Below are 22,618 nucleotides of genomic sequence, written 5' to 3'. Positions count from 1 at the left end.
CATAACTGGTTAATGATGCTCGGCTCAAACCCTTACCCAACGAGACACTCTGTGTCGACCGTTGATAAAGAGTCGCTGAGTGTGGAATCTCAACTTGAGGAGTAGAACATATGCTAATGGCACAAGGAACAAGCTTGTTAGCGTAGAAAATATCAAACCTCCAATAATGGCGATGGCCATTGGGGAATAGGGTGGACCATCGCCGCCTATCCGTGTAGTGCCAATTGCAAGCGGAATTAGCCCCAAGACAGTGGTAGCAACTGTCATCAAGATAGGTCGAATACGGGTTACACACCCTTCAACAACGGCTTCGTATAAAGAAAGTCCTTCATTGACCAGTTGATTTATTCTGTCTACTAAAACAATGCCATTATTCACAACAATGCCCATTAAAATAAGCATACCGATCATACCCATTACAGACATTGAGGTGCCAGTTATCATAAAGGCCCAAAATACGCCGGTAAATGAAAACAACAGCGAGGTGATAACCGAGGTAGGCAGAATTAATGATTCAAACAGAGCAGCCATAACCACATAAATCATGCATAGCGCCAAAAGCATATTCATTTGCATCACAGCATTTGCCTCGCTTTGACGAGAAAAGCTTCCATCTAACGTCCATTTGTATCCCGTGGGCAAAGCAATATTCTCAAGAGCTTTTTCTATCTTCATTCGAGCTTCTTCAACGGTAGTCTCACCCTCAAGGTTAGCGCCAATGGCCAGTGAGGTTTGACGATAGCTGCGGTTAATTTGAGACAGCTGTGGCTTAATTTCAAAATCGGCAATCATATTAAGGGTGACAGATTGGTTTTGTGAAAAGCCGATGTGGATATTTTTAAGCTCGCTCAACGAGGACTGAATATCATTTCCGTACTTGAGCTGCACATTAACTTCACCCGTATCCCCGTATCTAAAAGTTCTTAGATTGTTGCCGCGCAATGCGGTAGCCACTGCGTTTGCAACGTCATTAATGCCAATGCCAAAACGGTTTGCTTTTTCCCTATTAATACGAATTTGTACTTCGTCTCGGGTAGACCCCGTATCTGCTTTTACGTCTTTTAATCCCTCAATTTTTGCGATTATCGGCACAAGCTCTTTCGAAATAGTCATAAGCTGCTCTGACGATTCACCTAAAAGCGTAACCTGAATACCCCCCCCGCTGCCGCTGTCCCACTGAAATGTAGGTCTGGCTCTTACAAATGACGGCATAGATTCTCTTATGTCCTGTTTTATTGCGCTTACAGGCACAGGAAGTTCGTCATTCAATGTTAAGCCGCTTATTGCGTAGCCCGGTGTGAAATAGGTATACACCTGCTTAATATGAAAGCGCTCTTGGTTGTCATATAAATAGGCTTCCATTTTTTCTACTGTGCTCTCAACTTCAGATAGCGTGTAGTTTTGGGTCATGTGGTAGTTGAGCCAAATGCGCTCTTGGTTGTTACTACCGTCGTCGTCTGAGGTAACGGCCTGCATGGGAATAACTGTTGAGGCGAGGATCGCGATGGCAATAAGCGATGTTTTTCCCTGATTGTTTAACACCCACGATAATACTTTACCGTAGCGTCTAATATACCCTGCGGGTGCCGAATGCCTTACAACTGGAATTTTTACCTTGGTCGTTAAGAGAGGAATAAGCGTTTTTGCAATAAACAAAGAGGCGAATAGTGATATACAGATCGCAACAGCCACGTGCTCTAAAAATATAGTGACATCAATTTTAACGCCAATTATATTCGGCAAAAAGACAATGGCCGTTGTAGCGGTACCCGCAATTACGGCTAAACTCACTTTGTTTACGCCAGTTTGGGTGGCATAGGAAACATCACTGCTTTGCTGACGTTCTTGAAAGATACTCTCGGTAATCACTACTGCATTGTCAACTAACATGCCTACGGCTAACATCAGGCCCATCAAAGAAAGAATGTTAAGTGTGTAACCTAATAGATACATCACACCTAGCGCTATGCAGATAGAAAAAGGCACAGACATCACCACTATGATAGTGGTGACAAACTGCCGTAAAAACATAAACAGAACAATTACCGAGAGCAGGGCACCTAATAATCCCGCACTTAGCAAGTCACTCAAAGATGACGTCACGCTTTTAGCCGTATCATCCATAACAAAAAGGTTGATTCCCGCAAACTCTGGGTCACTTTTTGCCAGTTCTATCACCTTCATTACAGCATTAGATACTTCAACGAGGTTACTACCTGATTCTCTAAAAACGTTGAAACCTACGGCAAAGCTTCTATCTAAATGACGACCTTCGTTTCGCAGGGGCAATTCGTAGCGCACCTCTGCAACATCCGATAAGCGAATATTTGGTTGGATCCACATTTGTTCAAAGTCGCTGATGTCATCAAATTCACCCTTCGGGTTAACCAATATCTTTTCGCCCTCATTATTCATATAGCCAGCCGTGAGGGAAAAGTTTGCGCTTTGCAGCTTTTGCACTAATTCAGTATTGTTAATGCGATATGCGGCCAACTTTTTTGGGTCAAGCCTTATACTAATTTGGCGCTTCATAGTGCCATAAAGCTCAACCCTAGAAACCCCAGCCACTCGCTCCAAAGGTCGCTTTAGATTGCGTTCTAATAGGTCGTAGGCGTTTGACAGATCTCGATCGCTGGAGACGCGAAGCTGAAAAATGGGCATATCATTAGTATTGAATTTGTAAACCATGATGCGTTCGATATCAGCGGGAAGCTCATCTCTAATTGCATCCACTTTTTCTCTCGCTTCAATACTTTTCGCTTTGAGATTTTCATCCCAATCAAACTCAACCACGATTTCTGCTTTATTATCATAAGAGCGTGCCCGCAAACGTTTAATGCCAGACATGGTAGCTATGGCAGCTTCAACGGGGCGGGTGATCATGGTTTCTACCTCGATGGGCGTTGCATCGGGGTAGGGGATCTCAATTACCATCTCAGGAATATCAATGCCTGGGAACTTCTCAAGGGGTAAGAGTCTTGATGATACCAACCCAAAAAGAAGCATTGAGAAAAACAGCATACCTATAGTAACTGGCTTGTTAAGCGCAAATCGCGCCAGTGCGGCACCTAAACCCTGTACTTTACCTTGTTGAGCAGGATGTTGTTTGGAGTGCTTCATAGCGAGCCTCCATCCAAGACTTCCTGGGTGTTTTGCGGTGTAGTTTTTACGCTAGAAAGTGTCTCTTTGTTATCGAACAAGCTGTAAAGCACCGGTAATAGAATTAAGGTCAGTAAACTGGCGAATAGTAAGCCAAAAATAACGGTAATTGCCATGGGTGTTCTTATTTCAGCACCCTCACCATAGCCTAAGGCCATAGGGAGCAAACCCAAGACGGTGGTGAGTGTGGTCATAACAATTGGACGTAATCGGGTTTTCGCTGCCTCAATAATTGCTGCGTGTTTGTCTATACCGTTGCGTCGAAGCTGATTAATACGGTCGACCAATACAATGGCGTTATTAACCACAATGCCACAAAGCATAATTAGCCCGATAAAAACCACCACACTCAAGGGCGTGTCGGTTAACCACAATCCGTAAACTGAACCTGCTCCTGCAAGGGGAACTGCAAACAAAATAAGCAGCGGGTGTAGCAAAGATTCAAACTGTGACGCCATAACCAAATACACCATGAAAACAGCGAGTGCGAGGGCAAATTGCAACGAGCGGAAGCTGTTCTGCATATCTTCACTTTGACCAGCGATAGTAGCACTTAGCGATAAGGGCAATTGAGTATCGTTAAGCACAGATTCGGCTACGAACACTGCCTCATCCAATTTACCTTCGGCGACATTCGCTGTTACTAATGCCACGCGCTGTTGACCTACGCGAGTAATTTCGCTTGGCCCTACACTCATAAATACATCGGCAACCGCGCTGAGAGGTATTGGCTGAGTAGAGCGGGGATTAATCACTATGGCTCGTATTCCGGCGATATTATTGCGCTGGCTCTCTTTTGTTCTAACCAGAACATCTACTTTTCTGTCTTCAATACTGTATTGAGTCGCCACGCTGCCACCCACTTTCGCTGCAATTAACTGAGATACAGAAGCGGCATCTAAGTTGAGGCGGGCAAGTTTAGCGTGATCAAACTCTATTTTAAGCTCAGGATTACCATCGCGAATGCTAGTGGTGATATCTGCAAAATTGCTGAAGCTCGCCAGCTTAATAGCAATCGCATCGCCATACTCTTTAAGTTGATTTAAATCATAACCGGTTATTTCAATTTGAACGGGAGATGAAAAACTAAACAGTTCAGGCTCTGAAAATACAGACTCTATGTTAGGACGGGTAGTCAAGTAGCTACGCAGAGACTCTTGAACGTTTTGCATATCTGCACTTGTCGCATCGGCTCGCATGACGACATTTAATCGGCCCCAGTGGTCTCCACCCTGATTAGGCGCTGCACTTACCAAGCTGCCGGTGCCAGACATAGCGTAGGTGCGAAGCACCTTGGTATTATTTTCGTTATCGTCAGCAGTTCCGCCAGTGCTTTTTAACGCAGCGGCGGCTAGCATATTCAGTTCTTCGTCGGTTTTATACAAAGGCGTACCTGCAGGAAGGGCAATCTCAACAGAAAATTCGCCCTGTGACATAGTAGGAATGAGTTCCATGCCTAATTGAGGTACGAGTAATGCGCCACCAGCGGCTACTGCCAGAGTAACGCCTAATATGGCTGAGCGAGCGCGCAAGCTTGCATGAAGCACCACCTCATACGCTCTAGCAATGCCATCGAACCCTTTTGAGAACACCCATATTAAGGGCTTAAATAACACTGACAAAAGCTTACTAGCAATGTGCCACGCACCAATTAATAACGTAACCAAAGCAGCAGGTAAAAACACAAAAATGAATTTTACTAGCGCATTGATAGGCCATGTTACATAGAAAAATAGTTTTCCTAAAAAGCTAACAGGTGGGGTTTTTGGCTTTTTAGTTGGTGCATCAAAGGTGTCCTGGTGACTGAGCTGTTGCTGCTTTTTACGACGGGCCATTGCTGGAATTATCGTAAGCGCTACTACAAGAGATGCCGCTAGCGCAAATGACACCGTAAGAGCCTGGTCTCGAAAAAGCTGACCAGCGATACCCTCAACAAAAATGAGAGGAACAAATACCGCCATTGTGGTTAATGTAGAAGCGATGATAGCGCCAGAAACTTCTTTTGTACCCGTTGAAGCCGGCTCTAGTAGTGACTCATTTTGCTGTGAAATTGCGTTGCCCGGCGCATCATCGAGTTCGCTATCTAAAGCGCGTTTATGGCGACGGTGACGGTCTATATTTTCGAGCACTACAATACTGTTATCAACTAACAAACCAACAGCCAGCGCAATGCCGCCCAAGCTCATCATATTAAGGCTTATATCGTTTGCATACATCAAGTTAAAGGTAGCGATAACAGACACAGGAATGGATACCGAAATAATTACAGTGGCCCAAAAATCTTTAAGAAATAAATAAAGTACGAGCATTGCTAATATTCCGCCAGCAACGGCAGCTGATTTTACGTTGTCTATGGCTTGCTTTATGAAAATGCTTTGGTCGTAAGTTTGTGTGAGTGCGTAGTTCGGCGGAAGGGCGTCTTGAATTTCTGCGATGCGGCTGGCCACCTTTGCAGCAACGTCTACAGAATTGGCGTCACCTTCTTTATAAATGGCTACTTCTACGCCTTCTGTACCGTTAAAACGCGTAATTACGTCTCTGTCTTTATAAGCGCTTCGAACAAGGGCAATGTCTTTAAGCTGAATATTACGTCCTTCAGACCGGCCCACAAAAAGGTTATTTATTTCGTCTAAACTTTCAAACTGATTGAGAGTTCTCACCAAAAACGCCTGCGAGGCATTGTCAATTCTTCCTCCCGCAGCATTTACGTTTTCAGCTTTTATTCGCGCAATTACATCCGTAATAGGTATAGACAGTTGGCTGGCTTTACGCTGATCGATAAGAATATGAATTTCATTTTCCAAGCCACCGCCTAAACGCACAGCCGCAATGCCTTCTACAGACTCTAACTCTCTTTTTACCTGCTGCTCTGCATATAAACGTAAGCGTTTCATTTCGTTTTCAGATAAATTCTCTGAATCTGTGGTTAGCCCCAATTTTATAACGGGATCTAAGCTAGGGTTAAAACGCAAAAGCCTTGGCTTTTCAATGTCTAGTGGAAGCCTTAATACATCTAACTTTTCTCGAACCTCTAAACTGGCAAAGTCCATTTCGGTGCCCCACGCGAAGGACAAAACAACATCAGATTGTCCCGCACGAGATGTGGACGTGATTTTACGTACGCCTTTCACAACACCAACGGCCTCTTCAATGGGTTTAGATACCAGTTGCTCAATTTCAGCGGGCGCGGCCCCATCGTAATCGGTACGAATGGTTAAAGTGGGATAGGATAAATCTGGCAGCAAGTTTACCGACAACCGGCCTAGCGACACCATGCCAAATAGCAATACAGCAAAGGTGAACATAGACACGGCAACAGGGCGTTTAACAGCAATATCGACGATGCGCATAATAATATTTCCTTATTTTCGCAAATTTAGCTGTTAACAACTTCAACAGGCGCACTATCTTTCAGGTTTTGATGACCAGCGGTAACAACCTGCTCGTTCCCCAATAACCCGTCGGTAACCTCGACAACGTCGTTGTTTTCAAACCCGGTAGTTACATTTACTTTTTTTACAACGCCGTTGTCGACGACAAAAACACTGTGGCTATTATCGATAGTAACCAGAGCACGACGAGGAACAAGTGTGGTATTGGCATGAGTGGCATATTCTAATGATACGTCGGTGAACATGCCTGCTTTCAACGCATTGTCGCCATTTGGGACTCTTAGCGTCACTTTGAATGTGCCGGTGGCAGAGTCGATAACCGGACTAATTCTTTCTACGTGTGCCGTTATCTGTTGGTCTTTCAGAGCAGAGACAGTAAGTTTTGCCACCTGTCCTTGAGACACATTAGTAAGCTCGTTTTCTGGTAGATAAACTACGCCCTGCAAGTCTTTTTGCCGCACTATATGAAACATTCTTTCACGTTGAAAAGACTCGGTTAAATTGCCTACTTTTGCATTTCTAGAGGCAATAAAACCACTGATGGGCGCAACAATCGTGGTTTCTTTTAAATCGAGTTCCGCTATAGATACCGAAGCTTTGACCGATTCATACTGGGCATTAAGCTTGTCGTAGGTATCGTCGCTTATAAGTTTCTGAGAGTAGACTTTATTCACCCGTTCAAGCTCGCTCTCAATGCCGGCTAAATCTGCTTTCGCTTTGGATAGATTTAGCTCGTAGCGGCGTTTGTCGAGCTGAGCTAACGCTTGTCCTTTTTCTACGTAATCACCTTCTTCAACAAAAATTGATTCAATAATTCCAGACGCTCGTGCAGACACAAAGGCTTCTTCTCTAGCCTCTAAAATAGCAGTGGTATCATAAGTAGAAGTGATGTTGCCTGTTTTTAAATGAGTCGCTTCAACAGGTACCGCAAAGACGGTCTCTTCTACCTTTTCGGCGTTTGCCTTTGTATCAACGGCATCCGCTTCTGAGCAACCCGTTGCCAGTAATGCCAGTGCAATTAATGTGCTGCCGATGAGCGTATAGCGTAAAGAAAACGAGGGGGTAGCTGAATAGTTAGATGTGGGGGTAGATGAAAAGTCGTGTGTGTGTTCCATGGTCAATGCCCTAACGTTGTTGTCGTTATGTCGTAATGACCGGTTAGAGCAGTTAACGTGCCAGTAAGTATTTGTCTTTATTTATCAATATTTTACTGTTATTTGAGCGGTGAAATTAAAAAGGCCAACTCTTTAAGTTAGCCCTTTTTTAAATTTGTTAGTCAATATTGCTAAACTAAGGCGTATTACACCAAAGTATATGTTGATGATATGCCTAGAGAGGAGCGTACAACTGATTTCTATTCTACCAGTGAATAGCTGGTGGTGATATTGACACTGTCTTTAAGCATTAGCATGACTGAACAATATTTTTCTGCAGAAAGTTGAACTGCTCTCGCTAGAGCTTTATCGGTAATGCCTTTACCCGATACAACATAATGTGCGTGAACTTTTTCGAATACACGAGGAGCCTCATCTGCGCGTTTTGCTTCTAGCTTGCACTCGCAAGCGGTAATATCAAAACGGCCTTTTTTTAATATTTCGACAACATCTACGCTAGAGCAAGCTCCCATAGCTACCAAAACTGACTCCATTGGAGAGACAGCGTTACCACTGCCGTCCATAACCGTACTGTAGCCACTGTCCGTTGTGCCGGTAAATGTTAGGTCTTTATCCCATGAAACATGTGCTTTCATTATCGATCCTAAATGTTGTAATTAACGCGGTGCGTGCAAAATTATTTGCTATTAGCACTGATGCTTAGTCGTTTTTGTTTAACCGTATTGCATCAGCACTGATCGTTATTTTCTTTTGTTTATACAAAGCGCCTAAGGCCTTTTTGTATGCAGCTTTGCTTACGTTGAAATGACTGTAAATATCATTAGGCGCGCTTTTATCGGTAAGGGTTGAAATACCACCATGAGCGTCTAGATCATCAAGAATGGCCTGCTGCAGTTCATCACGTGCGCTTTTATCTATGCGCTGAAGAACAACATCAATTTTTCCATCTTCGCGAATAGTTTTTATAACGCCTGATGTTGCTTGTCCCACCTTCAATGGTTTGAACGCATCGCTGTGGAAGATAAGCCCCAAGTTTTTCTCGTTTATAACAACTTTGAACCCTAAATCGGTTTTCGCATAAACAAGACACTCTACGCTGTCGCCTTCATTTAAGTAGGCACTGCTTTCTTTGAGAAAATAATGCAGCTTTGTTGCACCCAAGATGCGCTGTGTTTTGTTGTCAAAAAACGTGTGAACAACGTAGTTCATTCCCGCGCTAACCGGCTCTGCCTGGTAATCATCTGGCACAAGTAGGTCGTTATCTAAGCCCCAATCAAAGAATGCACCAAAATTAGTTGCCGACACAGCCTTTAACACTTTTACTTCGCCAACCTGAATCAATGGTTTTTTTACCGTAGCGTAAGCTTCGCCCCGTTGATCTGTAGCAACAAATACCTCTATTTCAGCATTGGTCTCTAAAGGTGTTGTTACCTCATCAAGAGGAAGGGTTACCGTATCGTTAGCACCTAGTGTGTAAGCTTGCGAGTCAAAATTAGCCGCCGACGATATACTGTCATGACGGTCGCTCTCATAACCATTATCTTGAGCGCCATTATCTTGAAATACTTTGCTTTCTGCTTCATCGGCAACGGTATTTTCACTGCGCTCTAGCGCTGCTAACGCATACCCAAAAGGGTACTGTGCAACGACGCGCAATGTATTTATTTTTCCAATATTTATCATTAACACTGACTTTTTTAATAGAACAGGTAACATGATATCGGATTGAGGTTAAGAGCTAAACCATTATGAAGTTAAATTGCGATTTAGGTGAAAGTTTTGGCGCGTGGTCGATGCCGGTTGAGCGCGATATTATGTCTGAAATAGACCAGGCAAATATAGCTTGCGGCTTTCACGCGGGTGACCCCTTGGTAATGAAAGCTGCGTTAGACATTGCTAAAGCACATAATGTAAGTGTAGGAGCTCATCCATCCTACCCAGATTTACAAGGCTTCGGTCGTCGAAGTATGGCTATGCAAGCTAATGAACTCACGGCCTGTATTCAATATCAGGTGAGCGCTCTCATTGGTATGGCAGATATTGTTGGCACTACTGTAGATTATGTAAAGCCCCACGGTGCTTTATACAACGACATGATGAAAGATGCCGACGTACGCAAAACGGTCATGAAGAGCGTTGTTGTTATAGGGCAGGGTAAAATTCCTCTCATGGTTCAGGCAACCTCACAAAACGATTTGATTTATGATGAAGCGCAGGCGCTTGGCTTGAGTCTTTTGTTTGAAGCATTTTCAGATAGACGCTACACAGACGACGGGCTTCTGCAGTCTCGTCACATACCCGGTGCAGTGTTGCATGAACAAGAAGCATTAGAACAAGCTAAACAACTCATCGAACATCGCTCAGTCACTACCGCATCGGGAGCGACACTGCATTTACAGGCCGATAGCTTGTGCGTGCATGGCGATACCGCCGGTGCTGTAGATATAGCTCGGCAAATAAGAGCCTTTCTTTGAGCAAAATAAGGATATCTTCATGCAACCCTTTGGCAGTATAAGGCAGCTTGTTCCGGTAGGTGCAGATGCCATTATGTTGTATTTTTCCGGTGACTCTCTAGAGCAGGCAAACTCTGCCTGTCAGCAGTGGTTGCACATGTTGGACAGCTTTGCATCAAAAGCGAGTAACTCTTGGGTTGTTGAATGCGTGCCTTCCTACGACAGTTTGCTTATTGTTTTCGATATAGAACAGGTTGATAGCCATTTTGTTTATAGTTCACTTCAACAGTGGCAAACGCGATTACATAACGAAAAAAATGACGGTTATCAAAAAGCGATTAAGCGACATACACTGCCAGTTTGGTATGGCGCCAAGGCAGCGAACGACTTAGACGAAGTGAGTCGTAAAACATCACTTCAGAAAGAGGATATCATAGCGCTCCACACCAGCATGGAGTTCAAAGTCTATACTGTTGGGTTCGCACCTGGTTTTGCGTATATGGGAGAACTTCCAAAAGCGTTACAATGTGCAAGACTAGCTTCACCAAGAAAGAAAGTTCCCAAAGGGGCTGTAGCAATTGCCGACCGTCAAACGGCCGTATATCCCAGTGATTCTCCTGGCGGGTGGAATTTATTGGGCTTATGCCCTGTACCCATGGTTGGCGAGAATAATATTCCCTTACTCAGTGCGGGCGATATCGTTACTTTTAGCTCTATAACAGAAAGTGAGTTTGTTAATTATCATGCAGGTTGAAGTTATCTCTAAGGGCCTTTTCAGCCTCATTGTTGATGAAGGAAGAAAAGGCAAGCAGCGCCAGGGCTTTTCTCAGTCGGGTCCAATGGATACGATTGCTTTTTATTGGGCAAATTTTCTCGCTCACAATGAAGATAATACGCCCTGTTTAGAGATTATGGGAAACATGTCTTTGCGTTTCAGCGAGGCCTGCGTGATCGCTGCCACAGGTAGGCAAGTAAAGCTGAAGGTAAACGGTAGCGAACAGCCCGTCTACAGAACCACATTTGTGGAAAAAAATGACATTGTTGATGTATCTAGTGAGTGTTTGGGCTGCAAAGTTTATTTGAGTATTTTAGGCCAATGGCAAGTATCTAAAAGTGCTGGCAGTGCCTGCACAGTGGTACGTGAGTCGCTTGGTGGTATTCATAGAAATGGACAAGTGCTGCAAGATTCAGATGTTATTGAAATTGTTTCAATCGCAGAACTAAATTTTAAAAACCTCAATTTAAGACAGCTACCGGTAGAAAAGCGTTTCAATTACCAATCAAACACTCCTTTTAAAGTAATAAAGGGTTATCAAGAAGCCTTTTTTAGCGACGTATGTAAACGGATTTTCACTAATAGTATCTATACGGTTAGCCCGTCGATAGATAGAATGGGGTATCGATTAACGGGAGAGGGTGTAGCGTCATCTTTAAGCACCATGCGCTCTGAAGCTATTCATATCGGTGCTATACAAGTGCCTCCCGATGGGCAACCAATAATTATGATGCGAGATAGACAGACGTTGGGAGGATATCCAAAACTAGGCTGTTTAAACCCGCTTGACGTAAGTCGCTTGGCACAGCAAGTGCCCGGCGAGCAAATCTCTTTTGTTTTTCAAGATAACGAAGAGGCTAGGGCATCGGTGTTGTTGTTCCAACGGCAACTGCATCAATTAAAAAGAGAATTAGCATGACAATTGCATTTTTAAATGGTGAATACCTTCCCCTCAGCGAAGCCAGAATTTCCCCAATGGACAGAGGCTTCTTATTCGGTGACGGTATTTACGAAGTCATTCCTACCTATGCCGGGCAGCCGGTTGGCTTGAGCGGACATCTTACCCGACTGGCCAATGGTTTATCTGCTATCGAGATTGAAAACCCGTTCGATAATGTGCAATGGAAAGCTATTGTTCTTGAGTTAGCAGGAAAGAACGCTGATTTTATAGAGAGTAAGAATATTGGCGTGTACTTTCACGTGAGCCGTGGCACAGACGCTAAACGCCATCATGCTTATGCTAGCAATATCTTGCCTACCGTATTTGCATTTGCCTTTGAGATACCGCCACCACAACCCGAAGCTAAAGGTGATGTAAAAGGCTTTAAGGTAGCGCTAGAGGAAGACAAGCGGTGGCAGCGTTGCCATATAAAGTCTACGTCTTTACTAGGCAACGTTATGCATTACCAGACAGGCGTTAAGGCTGGGGTGGATGAAACTATCTTATTTAACCAGCAAGGGCTGATAACCGAGGCCAGTTCATGCAACGTTTTTATGGTAAAAAATGGCATTATCACTACACCACCTTTAAATAACGAGTTACTACCGGGTATCACTCGACAAATCGCAATTGAGGCTTTTAAGCGCGCTCAACTGCCCGTGGAAGAAGAGTGGTTTTCCAAGGAAGCGTTGTTAGAAGCCGACGAAGTTTGGCTTACGTCGTCTAGTAAAGAAGTTGCCCCAGTTATAGAAGTAGGTGGACAGATTATTGGCGAAGGTAATGCAGGCGACATGTGGGAAAAAGCGATTAAGGCTTATCATGCCTATAAGTTTATTGTCTGACATGCTTCTATATCAAGTATACCTTCATGTAAGCAGCTGCGACCTTTTGAACAGCCTGTATGAGGTTTGAATAAAAGAGCTGAGCACTAAAACACAAAAAAAACCTGCCAATCAGCAGGTTTTTTTGTAATTATTCTCTAGTGCTTTAGCGCTCTGGCCAATTAGTACTGTAGCCGCGACTGAAGGGGGACGCTTAATCTACAGCGTCACAATTTCCGTCTGTACATTCGCCATACAGATAAAGACTATGGTGCGTAAGTTTGATGTTGTGCTGCTTTGCAACCATCTCTTGTCGCTGCTCTATAACGTCGTCTTCAAACTCAATGACTTTTCCACACTTCAAGCACACTAGATGATCGTGATGGTCTTTGTGGCTTATTTCAAAAACCGATTTTCCGCCTTCGAAGTGATGTCTATTGAGAATACCTGCATCGTCGAACTGATTGAGAACTCGGTACACAGTGGCAAGACCAATCTCTTCGTCTTGATCTATCAAAATCTTGTACACATCTTCCGCACTTATGTGTTGATTATTTGGGTCTTGCAGAATTTGTAAAATTTTAAGGCGAGGTAGGGTGACTTTTAGCCCAGCTCTTTTCAATTCTTTGTTTTGATCCATTACAACCTACTGAGAAAGTGTGAAAAACATTTGCACGTATTATAGGTAACTTGATGGGATTTTAAAGTAAAACTACGGTTTCTTTAAGTCAGCGAACGATTTTTGCACAGTAGGGAAATAAAAGTAATTCTCAGGATGAACCACGAGGGGATAAACCTTGTTGAGATCATGAAATAAGTGTCGGATAAAAAACGCAAATATGTAAAAAAGATATAAACTTTTGGTGCATTGAATTTACATGCTGTTAAACTAGAATTGTAAGACTATTGTGACACTCCTTGCTTTTGTAGGGGGTATTCGTTGGATTCTATTATGCAGTTGACAATAATAAATAAAATAACATTAGGCTTTGGTCTTTTTGGGTGCTTACTCTTATTCACCAGTGTCTTATCCTACTTCGGACTCAACGATATACGCAAATCTGCAGAAGATGTTGTTGAGCGCAAAATGCCAGAGCAAACTAGTATGGTGAGGGTAAAGACGGAAATTCTATCTTTATCTGTTATTACCGCTAACGGTTTTTACGTTGAAAACGCAACCGCATTTGAAAAAAATAAAGCGTTGTTCGATGAGTTATCTGTAGAGTTCACAGAAGATCTCAATAACCTCAAAGCACTGATGCCGTCTAATAAAGACGCCCAGAAAGCCATAGCAGACAGTCTTTATTATGTAGAAAGCAGCAACAACATGTATGCCGCTATAAAATCACGCATTCAAATCGAGTCTCAGCTTCAAAATCAACTTGAGCAAGTTCTTATGACGGCCGATGAGGCAAGTGCACTCATGTTAGATTTGTCGTATATAGATTCTGACGACCCTGGAATTGACACTCTTATTGGCGCTGGTACTGCAATCGATAACAAGCTCCTGACAATGAACGACTCATTTATCGAGTTAGCGGGGTCAAATCGCTCTGAGGAAAGCTTGGGAATCATTGATGACTTGAACTATCAGCTTAGTAACCTGCAGGTAGATAAAGATTATATTAATCGCTTAGCCTCTAGCATTGACGATGGCGGTACGGTAAGCGCATTTAACGAGCAATATGAAGCCTTGCTTGTAGCGGTAGACAAGCTTACCGATTTGCAAAAACAGAAGCTCGGCAGCATTGAAAAAACCATCTCCGAAAGGGCCAACGCCAATGCATCGCTCAATACAGCACTAGAAGACATAAATAACTTATTTAAGCGGGTTCAGTCTCAAGCGCTAAGCGGACAAAATGACATTTTAGAATCGGTTCAAACCAATCTTGTTAAAAATACCGTTGTGGCTATTTTTGGATTGATAACAGCAATAGTGCTTGCGGTGGTAGTGACGCGCAGCATATCAAAGCCTTTGGGGCGCATTAATCGCGGTTTGAGTTTGTTGAGCAAAGGCGATCTAAGTCAAAAGTTATCAGAAGAGGGTAACGATGAGTTTTCCGCACTATCTGCCAAAGTAAATAGCCTTACAGATAGCTTGAGAGAGCTGGTTGGCAATATTTTAGAGCAGGAAAAGGGCTTAATTGAAATAGCCAAAGAGAGCGTAGAGCTTGGAGACAAGAGCCTTGCCGACGTTGATGAACAAAGAGAGCAGGTAACGGTAACGTCTACCAATACGCTTAACGTTCAAGATAAAAGCCGTAGTAACCTGAAGCAAATCAATCAGGCCATGGAAGCGTTACGCAATATTACAAAGCAAAGCCAGGATATTGGACACTTGGTAGAGCGCAACCGTCTGCAAGTGGATAATCAAGCGAAACAGGCAGAGTCGTCAGCACAAATCATTGGGCGTCTAGATGAGAACTCCCGTTCTATCGGTAGCATTCTTGATGTTATTAAAACCATTGCAGAACAAACAAATTTGTTGGCGCTCAATGCTGCTATTGAAGCGGCAAGGGCGGGGGAGCAAGGTCGCGGATTCGCCGTTGTTGCTGATGAGGTCAGAACGTTGGCAAATAGAACCCATGATTCAACAGAAGAAATTGAGCAGATGATTGGGAATTTACAAAAAGATGCTGCTGAAGCCGTTAAAGCCATCAAGTTTGGAAGAGAGCAAGCCAGAGATGGCGTTGAAATAACCCATCAGGTTGCTGAGCAGGTAAGAAATATTCGCGAAATAATAGAGCAGTTGAGCAATATTAACGAGCATATTGTCACCGACACAGAGCAACAAGACGTGCTGCTTGCCGATGTTGCAGAAAGCCTGAATACCATAGTGAACTTAGCCGACTCCAGTGCTCAAAGTACAAGGCAGTCTAACGAGTCTACAATGAAGCTCGATGCACAAACAGAAAGTTTACGAAAAGCGGTAGAGAGCTTTCAGCTGTAACAAAAAACCGCTCAAATGAGCGGTTTTAGTATCTTGAAGGGCGTTATTGTAAACGTTATGCAAGCTCTGCTAGACAAAGCTCATCGTGTATTTGTTTACACCAAGCCTTAACGCGTGAGTCTGTTAACTCAGGCTGTCTATCTTCATCAATGCCTAGACCGACAAAATGATTGTCGTCTGCTAAGCCCTTTGATGCTTCAAAGTCATAGCCATCGGTAGACCATTGACCAACAAGGATAGCCCCTTTCGCTTCTACTATATCGCGAACCATGCCCATGGCATCAAGGAAATACTCAGCGTAATCTTCTTGATCGCCGCAGCCAAAAATAGCTACAAGCTTGTCGTTAAAGTCGATATTTTCAAGCTCTGGGAAGAAGTCATCCCAGTCGCATTGCGCTTCACCGTAATACCAAGTTGGTATGCCAAAAATCAGTAGATCAAATTCGGCAATGTCCTCTTTGCTACTTTTAGCAATATCTTTAACGTCAATGAGTTGCTTACCTAATTCTTTTTGAATCATCTTCGCGACATGCTCGGTGTTACCCGTGTCGCTACCAAAAAATAGGCCAACGCTCGCCATATCAAACCTCTATTAATCGTTACTGTCTATTTAAACGCCTGAATTAAGCCAGAACCATTCGATGATACCCTTGGCTAGAAACCCAATAGCACCTAAACCAAGCACACCGTAGGTTACTACTCTGCCAATGAGAGGAACATCGTTCTTACGCAGCACATCGTGAACGGCAAACCCCATTAACCCAAAAAGAATTGCAAGGCCGCCATACAACATAATGGACTCAATTAGTTCGTAGTTTTCTGCAAGCATAGTGTCGTTTATCAAAAATTTCTGGCGCAACTATACCACAGTATCTAAGTGTGTGAGAGACCCAAATATTCAAAAAAATGTAATAGTGCGCAATGCTTTAACCGCTGTAAGTTGTCTTAGCGATGTTTTGGAAACTGTGTTTCAAAAATCCAACGATTCTGTGACATTGATTTTACAAGGCCACTCTATAAAACCCTTTCTACCACGGCGTTAAAAACAGAGGGCTTCTCTGCGTGTAGCCAGTGCCCAACACCATCAATGATGTGCGCTTTTGCGTTCGGAAAATAGCGAGCTATATCGTCTTTATATTCGCTGATAATATAGTCGGATTTCGCTCCTTTGATAAATAATGTTGTGCCTTTAAACTGACTGTCTACCGGTTGCCAGTTGATTATCTTAGGGTAACTCTGAATTAGGCCTTTTAGGTTAAACTTCCACGCCCAATCGCCATTCTCTTTTCGATATAAACTTTTAAGCAGAAACTGTCTCACCCCAGCTTCTTTGATAACCGTAGCCATGGCGCTATCAGCATCTTTTCTAGTGGTTAAGGAAGTGAGATCTACCGCATTTAACCCGTCGAATATAGTTTGATGTCTGTGGGAGTAGGCTACCGGTGCAATATCAGCAACAATTAAATGACTCACACAAGTAGGGTATTTGAGCGCTAATTTCATAGCCACTTTGCCCCCAAGGGAGTGGCCTAGAATTGCAAATGTTTTCACCGATATTTGATCGGCTATTTGTTTTACCGCCTCGGCTGCCGTTTCAATATCAAAGCCGTCTGTCCATTCAGATTCACCGTGATCTGGCAAATCAATGCTCACAATATTATGTTTGGCTTCGAAATGACGCTTAACAATGGCTAAATTGTCAGCGCTTCCAAACAGGCCGTGAATTAAAAAAAGCCATGAGTCTGAATGTTCGCAAGGAGTTAGTTTAAAGTTAAGTTCCACACAGTTTCCAATGTTACGAATATAGTCTAAATTATCAACGGGCCATAATTGCAAGTAGGCCGAGATATTAAAAAGATAAAAGCCTGCAGAGCAGGCTAAAATTGATAACGTTTTAATTTATCGAAAAGTTGTCGAGGCTTTGACCACCATCGAGTGCCTCTTTATACACTCTGGGCATTCTACCAATGCCTGTCCAAGGGTGCTCTACACCATTGCTGTCCACAAGCTTGTATTTGATGGGACGCTTTTTACCTGTCTTTTTACCTGAGTCTTCTGTTAAAGCCTTTAGGTCATCAAAATCAAGACCGGCTTCTTCCATCTGCCGTTGTATTGCAGCCAGTTTTTCTCTTTTTTCTTGGGCTTCTTTTTCTTCTTCAAGGGCTTTTTCTTTACGCTTATCTATAATATTGGATAACTTTTCTTGAACTGATTCAAGCTCACCAATACTTAATTCCTTAATCGCGCCTTGTAAACGTCTTCCGTGGGTTAAAATATCTAAAAATTCACTCATTTATTAACCTTAATACGTTGAAGATAATATGTAGAATATACGTTATGAATTTAGTTCACTAAACATTGTATTTTGACAGCGGTATTTTGCATATTCTTTGTAAAGTATACTACGAAAATTAAAATGAGCAGATTAGAATTCTCAAAATTAAGCGGTTTTCTGTAAATGAAATGCCTATAAAAATAGGTGTGTAGCAGGAAAAGTAGAGTAAAAAGTAGAGTGAAAATTAATTGGGAACGGCTGTCTTATAAAGTAATGAAAATAGAAATCGCAAATTCAGCGTGCAAATTTGGTCTTAAAATGTCCGTACATTTTGTCGTGTCACCTTGATGTAAAACCACTATACCTGCGGTAACACGCTGCGATTACGAACATTTTAAGTTTCGCTGAGTGGGTAAGTATCTATGCGCAATGGTATTGATTAAAAAAAGCGGGCGCTTATAAAAAAGCTGCCCACTTTTATTGCTATTTCGTTTGTTAAGCAATAGTGGCTTTCATTCAAACAAAGACTAAAGCCACCCATGCATATTTCAGCCTTTACATATTGGGGTAATTTGGTCCACCTGCACCTTCTGGTACTACCCATCTAATGTTTTGACTAGGATCCTTGATGTCACACGTTTTACAGTGTACGCAGTTTTGTGCGTTAATTTGAAAACGCTTTTCACCCTCATCCTCAATTACTTCATAAACGCCGGCAGGGCAGTAACGCTGAGCAGGCTCCGCATATTTCGGTAAGTTTATTTGGATAGGAATTGAAGGATCTTTTAACTGTAAATGACAGGGCTGATCTTCTTCATGATTCGTGTTAGATAAGAATACAGAAGAGAGTTTATCAAAGCTTAGTACGCCATCGGGTTTGGGGTAATTAATTTCCTGCGTGTTACTCGCTTCTTTTAACTGAGCATAATCTTTATGCTCATCTTTCATGGTAAAGAATAAATTACCGTTGAAGAAGTTTTGCTCTAGGGTATTGAATGCACCACCCCAGAAATTACCCAGCTTATGAATAGCAGGACCAAAGTTTCGAGAACGGAACAGTTCGTCGTAAACCCAAGAAGATTTAAATTTCTCGGTGAAGCTATTTAGCTCTTTTACCGGAGATTCGCTGTTTTTCTGAATCGCCTCAAAAATGCTTTCTGCTGCAAGCATGCCCGACTTCATCGCAGTATGATTACCCTTAATTTTTGCAAAATTGAGAGTACCTGCGTTACATCCAACCAGCAAACCACCTGGGAAGGTCATTTTAGGTAATGAGTTAAAACCGCCTTTTGCAATTGCGCGAGCACCATAAGATACCCTTTTACCGCCTTCCAAATATTGCTTAAAGACAGGGTGATGTTTAAGTCTTTGGAATTCGTCAAATGGACTTAGATACGGATTGTCGTAATTTAAATCTACAATGAGCCCCACGAACACCTGATTATCTTCGGCGTGATACATATAGCTTCCGCCAGTAGCCTCATCGAGTGGCCACCCTGCGCTGTGAACAACGAGTCCAGGCTGGTGTTTCGCTGGGTCTATATCCCAAATTTCTTTAAAGCCTATTGCATAGTGCTGCGGGGAGCTGTCTTTATCCAAGTTGAATTTAGAAATGAGCTCTTTGCCGAGGTGTCCTCTGCAGCCCTCTGCGAAAACAGTGTACTTTGCTCTTAGCTCCATACCTGGCATGTAGCCATCTTTTTGCTCACCATTTTCACCAACTCCCATATCGCCGGTAATAACACCGCCAACACTGCCGTCTTCGTTATAGATAACATCTGCAGCCGCAAAGCCAGGGAATACTTCAACACCTAGCTGTTCGGCTTGTTCTGCAAGCCATCGACAAACATTACCCATAGACACAATGTAATTACCGTCGTTGTGCATAGTTTTAGGTGTAATACCGTTGGGTAGCTTTTTAGCCGAGTTCTCATCATTTAAAAGATAAATGTGGTCTTCGGTAACTGGGGTGTTGAGCGGTGCACCCTTTTCCTTCCAATCAGGAAACAGTTCATTAATAGCGCGAGGTTCAAAAACGGCGCCGGAGAGAATATGTGCACCCACCTCGGAGCCTTTTTCGACTACGCAAACCATCAGTTCTTGGTCGTTCTCGTTGGCAAGCTGCATTAGCTTGCAAGCAGTTGATAATCCAGCTGGGCCGGCACCGACGATGACTACGTCAAACTCCATCGATTCTCGTTCCACGGGAGGCTCCTTATGTTTGTATTTTTATAGTGCACTATTGATGAAACAAATAATGCTTTGTGTCAAAAACATGTAAATTAAATGTCGTTCTGCAAGGTAATCTAGGTTGACGTTTACGTCAACAGTAAGTACATTGCACAGCAGTTTACGTTAACGTTAAGTGAAAACGCATTTTATGTGATCGTAAACGTAGTGTTAACGTCTTTTTCAAGCTAGCCTTGTAAAAACGGACGTTCCACGGTTTCTTTTTTAACGTAAAACACGTATTAAAGTTTCAAAAAGCGTGGTGAAGTAATACGTTTTTAATTTTTAATAGATAATTATTAGTGAAACGTAATAGACACCGACGAACTCTATAATTGAGGTAATTATGAAAATACTCGTACCGGTCAAACGCGCGATCGATTACAACGTTAAGGTAAGAGTGAAGGCCGACGAATCTGGCGTAGACCTTACAAATGCAAAAATGGCCATAAACCCATTTTGCGAAATAGCGGTTGAAGAAGCGGTTAGACTTAAAGAAAAAGGCGTAGCCACTGAAATTGTTGTTGTCTCAATAGGTGACAAGAGCTGCCAAGAACAAATTCGTACTGCGCTAGCACTCGGTGCTGATCGCGGTATTCAAATAGACACCGACCAAAACCTTGATTCATTGCAAGTTGCTAAGCTTCTAGCGAAAGTGGTCGAAGAAGAAGCACCTCAACTTGTTATCTTAGGTAAGCAGAGTATCGACTCTGACAACAATCAGACTGGACAAATGCTCGCGGCATTAACCGGCATGCCTCAAGGAACATTCGCATCTGAGGTTGCTGTTGATGGCGAGAAGGTGAATGTTACCCGTGAAATCGACGGCGGCCTTCAAACAATTGCACTTTCTCTCCCAGCAGTTGTTACTACCGATTTGCGCCTGAATGAACCTCGCTATGCATCGCTTCCAAATATTATGAAAGCGAAACGCAAGCCACTAGACGTGAAAGCTGCAGCAGATTTTGGCGTCGAATTGGCGTCTAATGTGAAAGTACTTAAAGTAACGCCTCCACCTCAGCGCGAGGGCGGTATTAAAGTAGCAGACGTTGCCGAGTTAGTAGACAAACTTAAAAATGAAGCGAAGGTGATCTCATGACAGTACTTGTATACGCAGAACACGACAATGCGAGCCTAAAAACCGAAACTAACAAGCTTGTACACGCTGCAAAGCAAATGGGTGGCGACATTCATGTATTGGTTGCTGGTGAAGGCTGTCAGGCTGTTGCTGATGCAGCGGCGCAAGTAGATGGCGTTACCAAAGTATTGCTTGCCGATAACGCTGTTTATAAATACCAGTTAGCAGAAAATGTTGCTGACTTAGTTTTAGAACTATCTGGCGATTATTCACACGTGATTGCAGCAGCAACGACGACGGGTAAAAACTTTATGCCTCGTGTTGCAGCTTTATTAGATGTTGCGCAAATTTCGGATATTATTGGCGTGGAAAGTGAAGACACTTTCATCCGTCCAATTTATGCGGGTAATGCTATAGCTACAGTACAATCAAGCGACGCAACAAAGGTTATCACAGTGCGTGCGGCCTCTTTTGATGCTGCGCCAACTGGCAACAGTGCCGACGTTGCTGGTATCGACGTAGTTAAAGCGAACGATAAGTCAGATTTTGTTTCAGAAGAGCTGACAGAGTCAGAGCGCCCAGAGTTAACTGCTGCTGAAGTGGTAATTTCTGGCGGGCGCGGAATGCAAAATGGCGAGAACTTTAAACTTCTTGAAGGTATTGCAGATAAGCTGGGCGCAGCAATGGGCGCGTCTCGCGCCGCGGTTGACGCTGGCTTTGTACCTAACGACATGCAAGTTGGACAGACGGGTAAAATTGTTGCTCCTCAATTGTACATTGCGGTAGGTATATCTGGTGCAATCCAACATCTTGCTGGTATGAAAGACTCAAAAGTTATTGTTGCTATCAACAAAGATGAAGAAGCGCCTATTTTCCAAGTTGCCGATTACGGCTTAGTAGGTGATTTGTTTGACGTGCTCCCAGAATTGGAAGGTGCGATTTAAAAATTAAATCGACGTTTGAAACAACGCGATAAATAAAAAGGGCTGCCAATAGGCAGCCCTTTTTGTAGGGAATCTGTAATTATTTTTTTAGGTGTTTTAGCCGTGGCCTAAACGCGAACAACTGAATTTTCTTCAAAACTTACGGGCGAGCGCTTGTATGCGTCAGCTTCCCAGTCGTTTTCCCAAGTTTCGCCATCTAGAAGGTAGCGGAATTGGTATTCAGCATCTTTTTCTAGATTAACGGTAAGGGTGAAGTCTCCACTTTTTAGCTTTTTCATTGAAAGGGGTTTGTCGTCCCAACCAGTAAAATCACCGTAAAGCTCAGCGTTTTTCGCTTCTCCTGCTGCTTCCGCATTCAGTCGAAATGTCACTTTGCACACAGGCTTCGATTTAAGGTATTGTTTCTTAAGACTCATGATGTGTTTCTCTTCAACGTAGCGAAAATATTATTTTTTAGAAGAAATTGATTTCTTCTAAGCTCATTCTC

19 protein-coding genes are annotated in these 22,618 nt (G+C 43.1%); 7 read left to right on the top strand and 12 right to left on the bottom strand.

The window, feature by feature from the left end; all coding sequences use genetic code 11:
- Positions 1 to 24: 24 nt before the first annotated feature.
- From CW735_RS11490 to CW735_RS11470, 5 genes are all read right to left on the bottom strand, one after another.
- Positions 25 to 3,120, bottom strand: a complete 3,096-nt coding sequence (locus CW735_RS11490; RefSeq protein WP_100972243.1) for an efflux RND transporter permease subunit — start codon at positions 3,118 to 3,120, stop codon at positions 25 to 27.
- Positions 3,117 to 6,509, bottom strand: coding sequence for an efflux RND transporter permease subunit (locus CW735_RS11485; protein ID WP_100972241.1), 3,393 nt, complete (start codon positions 6,507 to 6,509; stop codon positions 3,117 to 3,119). Before CW735_RS11485 ends, CW735_RS11490 begins: the two co-directional genes overlap by 4 nt.
- A gap of 26 nt (positions 6,510 to 6,535) precedes the next feature.
- Positions 6,536 to 7,666 (bottom strand): efflux RND transporter periplasmic adaptor subunit, encoded by a 1,131-nt coding sequence (locus CW735_RS11480; RefSeq protein WP_100972239.1) that lies wholly within the window; start codon positions 7,664 to 7,666, stop codon positions 6,536 to 6,538.
- Positions 7,667 to 7,905: 239 nt separating this feature from the next.
- Positions 7,906 to 8,301 (bottom strand): OsmC family protein, encoded by a 396-nt coding sequence (locus tag CW735_RS11475; protein ID WP_071979085.1) that lies wholly within the window; start codon positions 8,299 to 8,301, stop codon positions 7,906 to 7,908.
- Positions 8,302 to 8,365: 64 nt separating this feature from the next.
- Complete coding sequence (locus CW735_RS11470) at positions 8,366 to 9,349, bottom strand: CvfB family protein (protein ID WP_071979084.1); 984 nt, start codon at positions 9,347 to 9,349, stop codon at positions 8,366 to 8,368.
- Positions 9,350 to 9,414: 65 nt separating this feature from the next.
- Here CW735_RS11470 and CW735_RS11465 point away from each other — a divergent pair, with 65 nt between their 5' ends.
- The 4 genes from CW735_RS11465 to CW735_RS11450 are packed head-to-tail and all read left to right on the top strand — an operon-like array spanning position 9,415 to position 12,676.
- Positions 9,415 to 10,140 carry a 5-oxoprolinase subunit PxpA gene (locus CW735_RS11465; protein WP_100972237.1) on the top strand — a complete coding sequence of 242 codons (726 nt, stop codon included), beginning with the start codon at positions 9,415 to 9,417 and terminating at the stop codon, positions 10,138 to 10,140.
- Positions 10,141 to 10,159: 19 nt separating this feature from the next.
- Entirely contained in the window at positions 10,160 to 10,873 is a 714-nt protein-coding gene (locus CW735_RS11460; protein WP_100972235.1) for a 5-oxoprolinase subunit B family protein, read from the top strand.
- The gene (locus CW735_RS11455; protein WP_232368271.1) at positions 10,845 to 11,813 is read left to right on the top strand and encodes a biotin-dependent carboxyltransferase family protein; all 969 of its coding nucleotides are present in this window, start codon (positions 10,845 to 10,847) and stop codon (positions 11,811 to 11,813) included. The genes CW735_RS11460 and CW735_RS11455 overlap by 29 nt, the downstream gene beginning before the upstream one ends.
- Complete coding sequence (locus CW735_RS11450; protein ID WP_100972231.1) at positions 11,810 to 12,676, top strand: D-amino acid aminotransferase; 867 nt, start codon at positions 11,810 to 11,812, stop codon at positions 12,674 to 12,676. Before CW735_RS11455 ends, CW735_RS11450 begins: the two co-directional genes overlap by 4 nt.
- A gap of 193 nt (positions 12,677 to 12,869) precedes the next feature.
- On the opposite strand, the gene fur is transcribed toward CW735_RS11450, so the two are convergent.
- The gene (gene fur, locus CW735_RS11445; RefSeq protein ID WP_071979079.1) at positions 12,870 to 13,295 is read right to left on the bottom strand and encodes a ferric iron uptake transcriptional regulator; all 426 of its coding nucleotides are present in this window, start codon (positions 13,293 to 13,295) and stop codon (positions 12,870 to 12,872) included.
- A gap of 312 nt (positions 13,296 to 13,607) precedes the next feature.
- Between fur and CW735_RS11440 the strand changes: the two genes are divergently transcribed.
- Complete coding sequence (locus CW735_RS11440; RefSeq protein ID WP_100973246.1) at positions 13,608 to 15,605, top strand: methyl-accepting chemotaxis protein; 1,998 nt, start codon at positions 13,608 to 13,610, stop codon at positions 15,603 to 15,605.
- A gap of 55 nt (positions 15,606 to 15,660) precedes the next feature.
- Here CW735_RS11440 and fldA read toward each other — a convergent pair whose 3' ends face one another.
- From fldA to CW735_RS11415, 5 genes are all read right to left on the bottom strand, one after another.
- A complete protein-coding gene (gene fldA / locus CW735_RS11435) occupies positions 15,661 to 16,185 on the bottom strand; it encodes a flavodoxin FldA (RefSeq protein ID WP_071979077.1) in 525 nt (174 codons plus the stop codon).
- A gap of 30 nt (positions 16,186 to 16,215) precedes the next feature.
- Positions 16,216 to 16,434, bottom strand: coding sequence for a DUF2788 domain-containing protein (locus tag CW735_RS11430; RefSeq protein WP_071979076.1), 219 nt, complete (start codon positions 16,432 to 16,434; stop codon positions 16,216 to 16,218).
- A gap of 185 nt (positions 16,435 to 16,619) precedes the next feature.
- Positions 16,620 to 17,387, bottom strand: a complete 768-nt coding sequence (locus CW735_RS11425; RefSeq protein WP_100972228.1) for an alpha/beta fold hydrolase — start codon at positions 17,385 to 17,387, stop codon at positions 16,620 to 16,622.
- A gap of 112 nt (positions 17,388 to 17,499) precedes the next feature.
- The gene (locus CW735_RS11420; protein WP_100972226.1) at positions 17,500 to 17,898 is read right to left on the bottom strand and encodes an H-NS histone family protein; all 399 of its coding nucleotides are present in this window, start codon (positions 17,896 to 17,898) and stop codon (positions 17,500 to 17,502) included.
- Positions 17,899 to 18,435: 537 nt separating this feature from the next.
- On the bottom strand, positions 18,436 to 20,085 hold the full coding sequence (locus tag CW735_RS11415) for an electron transfer flavoprotein-ubiquinone oxidoreductase (RefSeq protein WP_100972224.1): 1,650 nt from the start codon (positions 20,083 to 20,085) through the stop codon (positions 18,436 to 18,438).
- 370 nt (positions 20,086 to 20,455) lie between these two features.
- Between CW735_RS11415 and CW735_RS11410 the strand changes: the two genes are divergently transcribed.
- Positions 20,456 to 21,208: an electron transfer flavoprotein subunit beta/FixA family protein gene (locus CW735_RS11410; protein ID WP_100972221.1), complete on the top strand. Its 753-nt coding sequence runs from the start codon at positions 20,456 to 20,458 to the stop codon at positions 21,206 to 21,208.
- On the top strand, positions 21,205 to 22,131 hold the full coding sequence (locus tag CW735_RS11405; RefSeq protein WP_100972219.1) for an electron transfer flavoprotein subunit alpha/FixB family protein: 927 nt from the start codon (positions 21,205 to 21,207) through the stop codon (positions 22,129 to 22,131). Before CW735_RS11410 ends, CW735_RS11405 begins: the two co-directional genes overlap by 4 nt.
- A 107-nt stretch (positions 22,132 to 22,238) precedes the next feature.
- Here CW735_RS11405 and CW735_RS11400 read toward each other — a convergent pair whose 3' ends face one another.
- On the bottom strand, positions 22,239 to 22,547 hold the full coding sequence (locus CW735_RS11400) for an isoamylase early set domain-containing protein (protein WP_100972217.1): 309 nt from the start codon (positions 22,545 to 22,547) through the stop codon (positions 22,239 to 22,241).
- Between the last annotated feature and the right edge of the window lie 71 nt (positions 22,548 to 22,618).

Source organism: Alteromonas sp. MB-3u-76 (assembly GCF_002831605.1).
In the GTDB taxonomy this organism is placed as follows: domain Bacteria; phylum Pseudomonadota; class Gammaproteobacteria; order Enterobacterales; family Alteromonadaceae; genus Alteromonas; species Alteromonas hispanica.
The sequence above is the reverse complement of the archived record's forward strand: the minus strand, read 5'-3'. Positions and strand labels throughout refer to the sequence as shown.